Consider the following 11,943-nt stretch of genomic DNA (forward strand, 5'->3'; position numbering starts at 1 on the left):
CAGCCACAAAAAGGTTACCCAAAATGAAGTCGCTTTGTCTGCTGCTCGGGCTGCTGCTCAGCCTCAGTGCCTGCGCTCGTGACCCGCTGAATCCAGCCCCCCCCAAGCTGCCTTATAACCACTGGAGTATCAGTATGGGAGCTCCGAGCTATATGGAAGTGTGGGTAGAAAGTGTCGATGTGCTGGATCGACGGGGGTTGGCCTACTACCGGGTCCATGGTGGGATAGCATCGGTTCAGAATCCTCCTGACAATCAAGGTGATCCGCGTGGGTGGCCCGAGCGCGTTGGCTCTGGCGCTCTCAAATCCATGACAAACATCGATCTTCCGGAAATAGTCTTTGTACGCTGGCAGTCCCTGGTGGAGCCGCAAACCTATCATGTCCGGATCAATATTCCGGAGTGGGCGCGTGAGGAAATGCTCAAGCCTGACGAGGCTTACTGTCGATTTGACGGCAAAAATGTTACCAGTTACCGGAAAAATGTCACCCTCGGTCTCGCGCCAGGGGGTATCGCCAAAGCCTGGTTAACCGGCGGTTGCCTTGAGCCTATCGAGATTGGACGCTTTGTTGGCAAGGTTCATCCAGAGGGCCCTTACAACGGCACATCCAATGGCAAGCATCGACCTCTTTCACTTGAAGCGAAAGCTTACGTTGATAGCCACGACATACCGTATGACAGCTGGTAGAAAAACCCTTTGAGATCAACCTATCGACAGCCGTCCGGAATCAAATCGCTTGGCCTGCTATTCGGGCTGGCGTTAAGCCTGAGTGCCTGCGCCCGGTGTCCTGACTAATCGCGTCGCTCCAACAACACGCCACTCTCCATATGATGCGTATACGGAAACTGATCAAACAGCGCGCAACGGGTTACCTGGTGCGTACTGTGCAGGGCGGTGAGGTTGTCGGCCAGTGTTTGCGGGTTGCAGGAGATATACAGAATGCGCTGGTAGCCCCTGACCAACTCCAGCGTCGCTGGATCCAGCCCGGCACGCGGTGGGTCGACAAACACGGTGCCAAAATTGTAATCGCCGAGATCAATCCCCTGCAGACGGCGGAACTCGCGCACACCGGTCAGGGCCTCGGTGACTTCCTCGCTGGCCAGTCGGATCAACGTGACGTTCTCAACCTGATTCATCTCCAGGTTGGCGATAGCTGATTTGACCGAGCTTTTCGACAGTTCGGTGGCCATGACTTTGCGAAAGCGGGTAGACAGCGGCAGGGTGAAGTTGCCGTTGCCGCAATACAGTTCCAGCAGGTCGTCGCTATTCTCGCCTGCAGCGTCCAGCGCCCAGCTAAGCATATGCTGGTTGACGTGACCGTTGGGCTGGGTAAAGCCGCCTTCTGCTTGTTGGTAACGCCAGGTGCGGCCTGCGACTTGCAGCTCTTCGAGCACATGGTCGCGGTGCAGTACTCGTTTGCGTCCGCGGCTACGGCCGATCAGCATGATATCTAGCTGCTCTGCCAGCGCTTGCGCGGGGGCGTCCCAGCTCTCATCGATCGGCCGGTGGTAGCACAGGCTAACCAGAGCTTCGCCGGACAGGGTGGTCAGAAACTCGATCTGAAACAGCTTGCGACCCAGCAGCGGTTCGGTTTTGCAGGCGGCGAGCAACGGACCCATTAATTCATTGATGCGGCGGCTGGCAATCGGCAGTTGTTCAATCAACACGGCTTTGTGTTTATCGCCAGGCTCGAACATCGCGTAGTGCGCTTGGCCATCCTGATACCACAGGCGGAATTCGGCACGCAGCCGAAAGTGCTCTTTGGGTGAGGAGAAAACCTGTGGTTCTGGCGCCTGAAAAGGAGCGAGCAGGTCAATCAGACGCTGGCGCTTGGTGGCCAGTTCCTGGTCATAGTCGGCGGGGTTGAAAGACAGGCCCATTAGTTGAACAACGCTAGTTTGATGATGAATAGGCCGGCCAGAATATACAGGCTGGGGTTAAGGTCCTGCCAGCGACCGGCGAGCAGTTTGATCGCCGTCCAGGCGATAAAACCCAGGGCGATGCCGTTGGCGATTGAGAAGGTCAGCGGCATCATGATCGCAGTGATCACCACCGGAGCGGCTTCGGTCAGGTCGTCCCAGTTAACCTGGATCAGCCCGCCGGTCATCAGTACCGCTACGAACATCAACGCTGGCGCGGTGGCGAAGGCGGGCACGGCTCCGGCCAGTGGCGAGAAAAACAGTGCCAGCAGAAACAGCAGCGCCACTACGCAGGCCGTCAGGCCGGTACGGCCACCCGCTGCGGTGCCGGCGGCCGATTCGATATAGCTGGTGGTGGTGGACGTACCGAGCGCGGCGCCTGCCATGGTGGCGGTGCTGTCGGCCATCAGTGCGCGACCCAGACGCGGCATTTTGCCGTTCTTGTCTACCAGATTGGCGCGTTGCGCGACGCCTATCAGCGTGCCAGAGGTGTCAAACAGATCAACGAACAGGAAGGCAAAAATCACACTGAGCATGCCGATTTCCAGCGCGCCACGGATGTCCAGTTGCATATAGGTGGGGGCTAGGCTCGGCGGCGCAGAGACGATGCCGCTCGCCTGGCTCAGGCCTGCTATCAGGCTGATGCCGGTAATGACCAGAATGCCGATCATCACTGCGCCGGTCACCTGGCGATAGGCGAGCGCGACTATGATCACAAAGCCCAGGGCTGCAAGAATCGGTGCGGGCTGGGTGAGATCGCCCAGGGTGACCAGTGTGGCGGGATGATCAACCACCATTCCGGCGTTCTTCAGCGCAATCAATGCCAGAAACAGGCCGATACCGGCGGCGATGGCGGAGCGCAATGCCATGGGGATGCTGTTGATGATCCATTCGCGAATCTTGAAAATGCTCAGCAGGAAGAACATAAAGCCAGAGATGAATACCGCACCCAGGGCGACTTCCCAGCTATAACCCATCGACCCCACAACGGTATAGCTGAAAAACGCATTCAGGCCCATGCCCGGCGCCAGAGCAATTGGGTAGTTGGCCCACAACCCCATGATCAGCGAGCCGATGGCGGCGGCCAGGCAGGTGGCGACGAATGCGGCGCCTGGATCTATGCCCGCGTCGGCCATCATCATTGGATTGACGAAGATGATGTAAGCCATTGTCAGGAAGGTGGTCAGGCCGGCGATAATTTCGGTGCGCACGTTGGTGCCATGGGCCGAGAGTTGAAACAACTTTTCCAGCATGAGGGAGATCTCTGGTTGATAGGCCTGAAAAGCCGGGCATTGTAACGGACTCGTTGGCGTTGGTGAATTCTTCCTGACTTTATGTCAGGCTTGACGGCCATTTTTCTAGCGGAGCACCGCCATGAGCAGCACCTTCGAGACGGACGAACAACGTGTAAGTTACGGCATTGGCCGGCAGATGGGTGATCAGCTGGGTAGTAGTAACATACCGGATCTGAGTATTGATCTAGTGGTTGCCGGCCTGCGCGATGCCTTTACCCAGCAACCCAGTCAGGTTGATGAGGCAGCGCTGCAGCAGGCTTTCGCTGGTTTGCAAGCGAAGATGCAGGCTGCTGCTGAAGCCACCGCGCGTGAAGCGGGGCAGGCAGGTGTCGAGTTCTTAACCCAGAACGCCCAGCGTGAAGGCATTGTTACTCTGGCGTCTGGTCTGCAGTACGAAGTGGTCAATGACGGCACCGGCGTAACGCCGCAGGCCAGCTCTACCGTGCAAACGCATTATGAAGGCGCGCTGATCACCGGTGAAGTGTTCGACAGCTCCTACAAGCGCGGTGAGCCAGCAGAGTTTCCTGTGGGTGGTGTGATTGCCGGTTGGACTGAAGCGCTGCAGTTGATGAAGGAAGGCGCCAAGTGGCGTCTGTATATTCCTTCCGAGCTGGCGTACGGCGCTCGCGGTGCGGGCAGTATTCCGCCGCACAGCACATTGGTGTTTGATATCGAGTTGTTGAAGGTGCTTTAAAGCCCTTTCGCGGCGAGGTTGCCACCAAGTTCAAACCCTTATCGCGGCGAGGCCGCCGCTCCCACCAAGTTCAAAAGCAGCAGCATGCTGCATGCTTGGGCTTGGGCTTGGGCTTGGGCTTGGGCTTGGGCTTGGGCTTGGGCTTGGGCTTGGGCTTGGGTTTGGGCTGGCCCTTGGGCTTGGGTTTGGGCTGGCCCTTGGGCTTGGGCTGGTCCTGGGGTTTGGGTTTGGCCTGGCCCTTGGGTTTGGGCTGGCCCTTGGTGGGAGCGGCGGCCTCGCCGCGATGGTGTCGCGGAGAACAAAGTCGCCGCGACAGCCCGCTGTCAGTAAGCCCGCTCTACCGCAAACCGGGCCAGCTGCTCCAACGAGTCTCGGTAGATTGACGGCGGTAAACTCTGCAGCAGTCTTACCGCTTCTTCCGACTGCTCTCGGGCCAGCCGCGAGGTATATTCCAGCCCGCCGCAATCGCGCACCGCCTGCTGAATACTCTCTATATCGTCAATGCCGCCCTTCTGAATCGCTTGGCGTACCAGGGCTGCCTGCTCGGCGGTGCCTTCGCGCATGGTATAGATCAACGGCAGGGTAGGTTTGCCCTCGGCCAGGTCGTCGCCCACATTCTTGCCCATCGCTTGTGCGTCGCCGCTGTAGTCCAGCACGTCATCCACCAACTGAAAGGCAATGCCCAGTGCATTACCGTACCCACGCAGTGCTTCTGTTTGGGCTGGGTCGGCGTTAGCCAGCAGTCCGGCACTGTGGGTGGAGGCTTCAAACAGCATCGCGGTCTTGCTGCGGATGACTTCCATATAAGTAGCTTCATCAGTGCTGGCGTCGCGCACCTTGGAGAGTTGCAGTACTTCACCCTCAGCGATGACGTTGGTGGCATTGGCCAGCACCTGCATAATCTGCATGTCCCCCAGCTCAACCATCATTTCGAAAGCACGGGAATAAAGGAAGTCGCCAACCAGTACGCTGGGAGCGTTGCCCCACAGGGCGTTAGCGGTGCTGCGGCCACGGCGCTGGTCGGAGATGTCGACAACGTCATCATGTAGCAGCGTGGCGGTATGCAGAAATTCAATAATGGCCGCCAGGCTATGCTGGCGCGGATCTTCCAAACCGCAAGCGCGGGCGCTGAGCAATACCACCAGTGGGCGTAAGCGTTTGCCGCCTGCACTGATAATGTAGTGGCCGATCTTTTCGACCAGAGGTACGCGGGAGTGAAGCTGGCGCATGATCAGCGCATTGACTTCATCAAAATCCCGGGTGACCGCATCATAAAAAGGCAGGCTGGACATTAACTGCAGATTCCTCAAAGGTTGCGCGGCATGCTATGTGGCAGGCCTTGTGCTGTCAAGAAAACGGGCTGTTTTCAGCCGTTTGCGGTAGGTGATTGCTGGCCAAAGGCGATGCATTGGCCAAGAACGGTTAATGCTTGCTTAGGGCTGCGTCTTTGCGTAGAATTTCCGCCCCTGAAAACCGTATTTACGGCTAACTGTATTTACGGCAAAGCAGATTTACAGCATCCCTGTTTTGACAATGGCAAGGTAGGGCCCGATAGGCGGGTCCACTTGCAGCCATGCCGGCCACTAACCATTATACCTAAGCGCCGGGTGAGCAGGATTACGGAGAAAGCATCATGTACGCAGTGATTGTTACCGGTGGTAAGCAGTACAAGGTCACCGAAGGTGAATACCTGAGAGTAGAGAAGCTGGACGTGGAAACCGGTGCCAGCATCGATTTCGACCGCGTGCTGCTGATCGGCAACGGCGACGACATCAGCATCGGCGCGCCGATTGTTGAAGGTGCCAAGGTGACTGCTGAAATCAGCGCCCATGGCCGTGGCGATAAGATCCGGATCATCAAGTTCCGTCGTCGTAAGCACCACATGAAGCGTCAGGGCCACCGTCAGTGGTACACCGAAATCAAGATTACCGGCATCTCTGCCTAAGCCCATTGAGGAGATAAACACCCATGGCACACAAAAAAGCAGGCGGTTCCACGCGCAACGGTCGCGATTCAGAATCCAAACGCCTTGGCGTTAAAATGTACGGCGGTCAGTCGATCATTCCTGGCAACATCATTGTTCGTCAGCGTGGCACTGAATTCCATCCCGGCAAGAACGTCGGTATGGGCAGGGATCACACCCTGTTCGCGAAAGCGGCTGGCGTGATCAAGTTCGAAGTGAAGGGCAAGTTCGGTCGTCGCTACGTGAATGTCGTAGAAGCCTGATACTACCCTGGTTCGAATAAGCCCTGTCTGACGACGGGGCTTTTTTGTTTGTAGTAACCTTAACCCATCCCAAGTTGGGAGGGAGCTAGATGAAATTCGTTGATGAAGTGTCCATTACGGTCAAGGCCGGCGATGGTGGAAACGGCTGTATGAGCTTTCGCCGGGAAAAATTCATTCCCAAGGGCGGGCCTGATGGCGGTGATGGTGGTGATGGCGGCTCGATTTATCTCGAAGTGGCCGACAACTACAACACCCTGGTGGACTACCGCTATAAGCGTCGCTTCAATGCCTTGCGCGGCCAGAACGGCAGCGGTAAGGATTGTACCGGGAGCAAGGGCGAGGATCTGATCCTGCCCGTGCCGATCGGCACCACGGTGATTGATGCCGGCACCCAGGAAATTATTGGCGATCTGACCGAGCCTGGCCAGCGTTTGCTGGTTGCTCAGGGCGGCTTCCATGGTCTGGGTAATACCCGTTACAAGTCCAGCGTGAATCGCGCGCCGCGCCAGACGTCGAATGGCAGCCTGGGCGAGCAGCGTGATCTCAAGCTGGAATTGAAAGTACTGGCCGATGTCGGTTTGCTGGGTCTGCCGAACGCCGGCAAGAGCACCTTCATCCGCGCCGTGTCAGCGGCCAAGCCGAAAGTGGCGGACTATCCCTTTACCACCATGGTGCCGAACCTGGGTGTGGTCGATGTGGGTCAGTTGCGCAGCTTTGTGATCGCCGATATTCCCGGTGTGATCGCCGGCGCTGCCGAAGGCGCGGGCCTGGGTACGCGCTTTCTCAAGCACCTGTCGCGCACGCGGCTGCTGCTGCATATGGTCGACATGCTCCCGCCGGATGGCAGTGACCCGGTCGAAGCGATCGAAACCATCATCCACGAGCTGGGTAAATTCAGCCCGGCCCTGACCATGCGCGAGCGCTGGTTGGTGCTGAACAAGTGCGACCAGTTGCTGGAAGACGAGCAGCAGGCAGTGCTGGATGATGTGGTCGAGCGTCTGGAGTGGGAAGGCCCGGTCTATGTCATCTCCGCGTCCGAGCATCAGGGTACTGATGAGCTGGCCAAAGACGTGATGAACTGGCTGGATGAGCGCAACCAGCGCATGCTCGACGATGAAGAGTATGCCGCCGAAGTCGCCGCCCTGGATCAACTGATCGAAGACGAGGCGCGCGCGCACATTCAGGCGCTGGATGACCGCAAGGCGCTGCGCAAGCAGGGTCTGTTGACTGACGACGAAGATGAAGATGACGACGACGAAGATGACGAAGATGGCCCGGAGGTCATTTACGTGCATTGATGGTGTTGTTTGATTCCGCTTCGCGCCGAGGCCGGCGCTCCTACCTGACAGCCTGTTTTGGTCTTGGTGGGAGCGCCGGCCTCGGCGTTTGTGGGTGTGCCGGGAAGGCCGGTGGTGCCGCCTGGGAGTGTCGAGTTCCATCTCGACATAACGGCGTCAGCCGCAGCACCGCTGGCCGAGATGGAACTCGGCCTTCCCGGACAGCAGCCCGCCCGGCCTTCCCGGAACAGCATCCCACCCGCCAAGGTCTGTGGCGCCGTCTCCTGGGAGTGTCGAGTTCCATCTCGACATAACGGCGTCAGCCGCAGCATCCCTGGCGGAGGTGGAGTTCGGTCATTCCCAGAACAGCAATCTACCCAGCATGTTTCCTGGGAGTGTCGAGTTCCATCTCGACACAACAATGTCAGCCGAACCCCCGCTGGCCGAGGTGGAACTCGGCCATTCCCGGAGCAGCAACCTTCCCGGCGAAGCCCATTCGCACGGGCTGCGAATAAGGTAGAATGCAGCGATTCAACTGACACTTTGCTTCTGGATCGAATATGCGTGACAAGGTAACCAATGCCCGTCGCTGGGTAGTCAAGATTGGTAGTGCGCTGCTCACCGGTGATGGTCGCGGGCTGGACAAGGACGCTATGGCTGTTTGGGTCGAGCAGCTGGTCGCGCTGCGCAAGAGTGGTGCCGAGCTGGTGCTTGTTTCATCCGGCGCAGTGGCGGCGGGCATGAGTCGGCTGGGTTGGACCGAACGCCCGAAAACCATTCATCAGATGCAGGCCGCTGCCGCTATTGGCCAGATGGGCCTGGTGCAGGCCTGGGAGTCCAGCTTTCAAGCGCATGGGCTGTCTACCGCTCAAGTGCTGCTGACCCACGATGACCTCTCCGACCGCAAACGCTATTTGAATGCGCGCAGCACTCTGCGGGCGCTGCTGGACCTGGGCGTGATTCCGGTCATCAACGAAAACGATACCGTGGTGACTGACGAGATCCGTTTTGGCGACAACGATACCCTGGGTGCGCTGGTGACCAATCTGGTGGAAGGTGATCTGCTGGTCATCCTCACTGATCGTGACGGTCTCTATACCGCCGATCCGCGCAATAATCCTGATGCCGAGCTGGTCAAACAGGCGATGGCGGATGATTCATCGCTGGATCAGATGGCCGGGGGTAGTGCCGGTGCGTTGGGCCGCGGCGGCATGCTGACCAAGCTGCGTGCGGCACGTCTGGCAGCCCGTTCGGGAGCCGGCACTGTGATTGTTGGTGGGCGCATCGAGCGCGTCATAGAGCGGCTGCAGGCGGGCGAGGAGCTGGGCACTTTGCTGCTGCCGGAGAAGGGTATGCTGGCTGCGCGCAAGCAGTGGCTTGCCGGGCACCTGCAAACCCGCGGACGTTTGTTAATTGATGAGGGTGCGGTAAAGGCTTTGGCCTCTGGGCGTCGCAGCTTGCTGCCGGTGGGTATCCAGGCGGTAGAAGGCAGTTTCCGCCGGGGCGAGATGGTCGTGTGTGTCGGCCCGGATGGTCGGGAAGTAGCTCGCGGGCTGGTTAATTACAGCGCTCAGGATGCCGCGCGTATCTTGGGTCAGCCGACTGACGCGGTGGCGAAGATTCTGGGTTATCTGGATGAGCCGGAGATGGTGCATCGGGATAATTTGGTGTTGGTTTGAGTCCGGTTATTGATGTGCTCGGCTAAGTCCGTCAAATGGATCCCCGCGTTCGCGAGGATGACCGGTTCTACCTCGATACAGCAGTGTCAGCCTCGCCACCGCAGGCCGAGGTGGAACTCGGCCACTCCCAGGGCTGCGGTCTGCTCGGTGGGCCTTGCGGGTGTGTCGAGTTCTACCTCGATACAGCAGCGTCGGCCTAGCCTCCGAAGGCCGAGGTGGAACTCGGCCATTCCCAGGGCTGCGGTCTGCTCGGTGGGCCTTGCGGGAGTGTCGAGTTCCATCTCGACACGGCACGTTAGTCTCGCCACCGCAGGCCGGGGTGGAACTCGGCCACTCCCAGGGCAGCGGTCCGCTCGGCGGGCCTTGCGGGTGTGTCGAGTTCCATCTCGACACGGCAACGTTAGTCTCGCCACCGCTGGCCAGGGTAGCACTCGGCCGCTCCCAGAACAGCAGTCAGCCTGTTAGTGCAGCTAGAGATTGGCGGGTCGGACTCTGTGTGGCAGGAATAATAGGGGTGCAGGGAGCGCGGTGTGTTCGGAAGCCGCACCATTTTCCGCAGGCGGCAGCGTAAGCCCCCAAGCTAGCGCTATCCGCGCCCTAAAGGGTCGCCTTCAAGCGCCACCAGCAAACACGGCCACAATCTCCGCCCACAAAAAAACCGGCTCGTAAGCCGGTTTTTTCTACCACAAGGAATGCGATCAGGCAGCGGTAGCCATTGCCTTGATGTGTGCATTCAGACGGCTCTTATGGCGAGCTGCCTTGTTCTTGGGGATAATGCCCTTGTCAGCCATGCGGTCAATGACCGGCACTGCTGCAGTGTAGGCGGACTGTGCTTTCTCGAGGTCTTTGGCTTCAATAGCCTTGACTACGTTCTTGATATAAGTACGAACCATGGAGCGCAGGCTTGCATTGTGATTGCGGCGCTTCTCGGCCTGCTTGGCGCGTTTCTTGGCTTGAGGTGAGTTGGCCACCGTCGTGCTCCTCAGAAAATCGTGATGAATAAGGTACAAATAAGGCCGCGTACTATGCCGCCGAGATACCCTAATGTCAAGGGTTGATAACAGTCCCAGGCAGGTAGGATTGATAACAATCTATAGCCGCAGGCTGAAGGCCGGAAGCTTGAGGCTTTTATCGTCACACTACAAGCCTTTGCTGCGCCTGACCCTCGCCACGCGGTGGTCGCGGAGGCTATCATCGCGGTTTTATCCGGCGGCCTGATGCATGACTGATTCCATTCCACCCGCGGCACCTGAGCCTAAAGCCCCCACATTGCTGCGCTCAGGCATGGTCGTCAGCATAATGACCATGCTTTCGCGCGTACTGGGCATGGTCCGCGATGTGGTGGTGGCGGCCTATTTTGGCTCCCAGTCCGAGGCCGACGCGTTTTTTATCGCCTTCAAAATACCCAACTTTTTGCGTCGTCTGTTCGCCGAGGGCGCATTCGCCCAGGCGTTTGTGCCGGTATTGTCGGAATATCGCACCAAACGCACGCTGGCGGAGGTCAAGCAACTGGTTGATCGGGTGACCGGTACTCTGGGGCTAACGCTGGTAGGTATCACCGCCTTGGGCGTCGCCGGCGCGCCGTTGTTGATCACCCTGTTCGCGCCAGGGTTTCATGACCAGACGGAAAAGCTCGCGCTGGCCACCGATATGCTGCGCATCACCTTTCCGTATTTGTTGCTGATCTCGCTGACCGCGCTCTGTGGTTCGATCCTCAACAGTTATGGCCGTTTTGCCGTGCCGGCTTTCACCCCGGTATTACTGAATCTGAGCATGATTGGTGCGACGGTATTGATGACCCCGTATTTTGATCAGCCGATTATGGCCCTGGCCTGGGGTGTGTTGATTGCCGGGGTGGTGCAGTTACTGTTTCAGCTGCCGTTTCTGGCGCAGATCAAGCTGTTGCCGGTGCCGCGGCCAGATCGCAAGGATGAGGGCGTTAAGCGCATCATGACGCTGATGCTGCCGGCGCTGTTCGGCGTGTCGGTCAGCCAGATCAACCTGTTGCTAGACACCGTACTGGCCTCGTTTCTGGAGACCGGCAGCATTTCCTGGCTTTACTACGCTGACCGGCTTTCCGAGCTGCCGCTGGGGGCCTTTGGTATCGCCATTGGTACCGTGATATTGCCGGCGCTGTCGCGCCAGCATGCAGGGGCAGACCCGAAAGCTTTCTCCGCCACGCTGGATTGGGCGATACGCATGGTCATGCTGGTTGGCGTGCCTGCGGCCCTGGCCTTGCTGTTGCTCGCCGAGCCGCTGATTGCCACTCTGTTTCATTACGGCGCCATGACCGAGCGTGACGTGGTGCAGGCAGCCGCTGCGCTGCGGGCGTATTCGGTCGGGGTGATGATCTTTATGCTGATCAAAGTGCTGGCGCCCGGTTACTTTGCCCGCCAGGACATCAAAACGCCGGTCAAGATCGCGATCATCTGTATGGTCGTCAATATGGTGCTGAACTTGATCCTTATCTGGCCGCTGGCGCATGTCGGTCTAGCCCTGGCCACCTCCATGGCGGCCATGTTGAATGCTGGCCTGCTGTGGTGGGGGCTGAAGAAAATGGGTATTTACCAGGCTCAGCCGGGTTGGTGGGTGTTTGCGCTCAGGTTGGTGACCGCCTGCGTGGCCATGTCGGCCGTGGTGATCTGGATGGTGCCGGCTACTGAGCAGTGGTTCGCCTGGGGCTGGCAAAACAAAGTCTGGGAAATGGCCTTGCTGGTAGTCGCCGGCATTGGCGTGTTCGCCGCTACCTTGGTGGCCACCGGTATGCGCACGCGGCATCTGCGCCAGGGCTGATGCTCCGGGAGTGGCCGAGTTCCATCTCGGCCAGGGATGCTGCGGCTGACGCGGTTGTGTC

11 protein-coding genes are annotated in these 11,943 nt (G+C 58.8%); 7 read left to right on the top strand and 4 right to left on the bottom strand.

Features of this window, described 5'->3' with window-relative positions:
• Window positions 1-686: DUF2931 family protein (locus tag K787_RS0121480; RefSeq protein ID WP_306362347.1), on the top strand; the 686-nt coding region annotated here is incomplete at its 5' end.
• 104 nt (window positions 687-790) lie between these two features.
• Here K787_RS0121480 and trmA read toward each other — a convergent pair.
• The gene (gene trmA, locus K787_RS0121485) at window positions 791-1,879 is read right to left on the bottom strand and encodes a tRNA (uridine(54)-C5)-methyltransferase TrmA (RefSeq protein WP_022964844.1); all 1,089 of its coding nucleotides are present in this window, start codon (window positions 1,877-1,879) and stop codon (window positions 791-793) included.
• Entirely contained in the window at window positions 1,879-3,171 is a 1,293-nt protein-coding gene (locus K787_RS0121490) for an NCS2 family permease (RefSeq protein WP_022964845.1), read from the bottom strand. Before K787_RS0121490 ends, trmA begins: the two co-directional genes overlap by 1 nt.
• A 121-nt stretch (window positions 3,172-3,292) precedes the next feature.
• Here K787_RS0121490 and bamJ point away from each other — a divergent pair, with 121 nt between their 5' ends.
• Window positions 3,293-3,907 (top strand): BamJ family beta-barrel-assembly machinery protein, encoded by a 615-nt coding sequence (bamJ, locus tag K787_RS0121495; protein ID WP_022964846.1) that lies wholly within the window; start codon window positions 3,293-3,295, stop codon window positions 3,905-3,907.
• A gap of 323 nt (window positions 3,908-4,230) precedes the next feature.
• Here bamJ and K787_RS0121505 read toward each other — a convergent pair whose 3' ends face one another.
• Complete coding sequence (locus tag K787_RS0121505) at window positions 4,231-5,199, bottom strand: polyprenyl synthetase family protein (protein WP_022964848.1); 969 nt, start codon at window positions 5,197-5,199, stop codon at window positions 4,231-4,233.
• Between the two features lie 341 nt (window positions 5,200-5,540).
• Between K787_RS0121505 and rplU the strand changes: the two genes are divergently transcribed.
• The 4 genes from rplU (at window position 5,541) to proB (ending at window position 9,089) form a co-directional block, all read left to right on the top strand.
• Complete coding sequence (gene rplU / locus K787_RS0121510) at window positions 5,541-5,852, top strand: 50S ribosomal protein L21 (RefSeq protein ID WP_028615192.1); 312 nt, start codon at window positions 5,541-5,543, stop codon at window positions 5,850-5,852.
• Window positions 5,853-5,875: 23 nt separating this feature from the next.
• Window positions 5,876-6,133, top strand: coding sequence for a 50S ribosomal protein L27 (rpmA, locus tag K787_RS0121515; protein ID WP_022964849.1), 258 nt, complete (start codon window positions 5,876-5,878; stop codon window positions 6,131-6,133).
• A gap of 89 nt (window positions 6,134-6,222) precedes the next feature.
• On the top strand, window positions 6,223-7,431 hold the full coding sequence (gene cgtA, locus K787_RS0121520; protein WP_022964850.1) for an Obg family GTPase CgtA: 1,209 nt from the start codon (window positions 6,223-6,225) through the stop codon (window positions 7,429-7,431).
• A gap of 539 nt (window positions 7,432-7,970) precedes the next feature.
• Window positions 7,971-9,089, top strand: a complete 1,119-nt coding sequence (gene proB / locus K787_RS0121525) for a glutamate 5-kinase (RefSeq protein WP_022964851.1) — start codon at window positions 7,971-7,973, stop codon at window positions 9,087-9,089.
• A 698-nt stretch (window positions 9,090-9,787) separates the two neighbouring features.
• Here proB and rpsT read toward each other — a convergent pair.
• Window positions 9,788-10,060 carry a 30S ribosomal protein S20 gene (gene rpsT, locus K787_RS0121535; RefSeq protein WP_022964853.1) on the bottom strand — a complete coding sequence of 91 codons (273 nt, stop codon included), beginning with the start codon at window positions 10,058-10,060 and terminating at the stop codon, window positions 9,788-9,790.
• 250 nt (window positions 10,061-10,310) lie between these two features.
• Between rpsT and murJ the strand changes: the two genes are divergently transcribed.
• A complete protein-coding gene (murJ, locus tag K787_RS0121540; protein WP_022964854.1) occupies window positions 10,311-11,882 on the top strand; it encodes a murein biosynthesis integral membrane protein MurJ in 1,572 nt (523 codons plus the stop codon).
• Window positions 11,883-11,943: the final 61 nt, after the last annotated feature.

This window comes from Halopseudomonas pelagia CL-AP6 (assembly GCF_000410875.1).
GTDB classification, from domain to species: Bacteria; Pseudomonadota; Gammaproteobacteria; order Pseudomonadales; family Pseudomonadaceae; genus Halopseudomonas; species Halopseudomonas pelagia.

What these genes read in the sequence shown, in the direction of transcription:
- trmA (WP_022964844.1), bottom strand. Translation starts at nt 1,879, where the DNA reads ATGGGCCTGTCTTTCAACCCCGCCGACTATGACCAGGAACTGGCCACC.
- K787_RS0121490 (WP_022964845.1), bottom strand. Translation starts at nt 3,171, where the DNA reads ATGCTGGAAAAGTTGTTTCAACTCTCGGCCCATGGCACCAACGTGCGC.
- bamJ (WP_022964846.1), top strand. Translation starts at nt 3,293, where the DNA reads ATGAGCAGCACCTTCGAGACGGACGAACAACGTGTAAGTTACGGCATT.
- K787_RS0121505 (WP_022964848.1), bottom strand. Translation starts at nt 5,199, where the DNA reads ATGTCCAGCCTGCCTTTTTATGATGCGGTCACCCGGGATTTTGATGAA.
- rplU (WP_028615192.1), top strand. Translation starts at nt 5,541, where the DNA reads ATGTACGCAGTGATTGTTACCGGTGGTAAGCAGTACAAGGTCACCGAA.
- rpmA (WP_022964849.1), top strand. Translation starts at nt 5,876, where the DNA reads ATGGCACACAAAAAAGCAGGCGGTTCCACGCGCAACGGTCGCGATTCA.
- cgtA (WP_022964850.1), top strand. Translation starts at nt 6,223, where the DNA reads ATGAAATTCGTTGATGAAGTGTCCATTACGGTCAAGGCCGGCGATGGT.
- proB (WP_022964851.1), top strand. Translation starts at nt 7,971, where the DNA reads ATGCGTGACAAGGTAACCAATGCCCGTCGCTGGGTAGTCAAGATTGGT.
- murJ (WP_022964854.1), top strand. Translation starts at nt 10,311, where the DNA reads ATGACTGATTCCATTCCACCCGCGGCACCTGAGCCTAAAGCCCCCACA.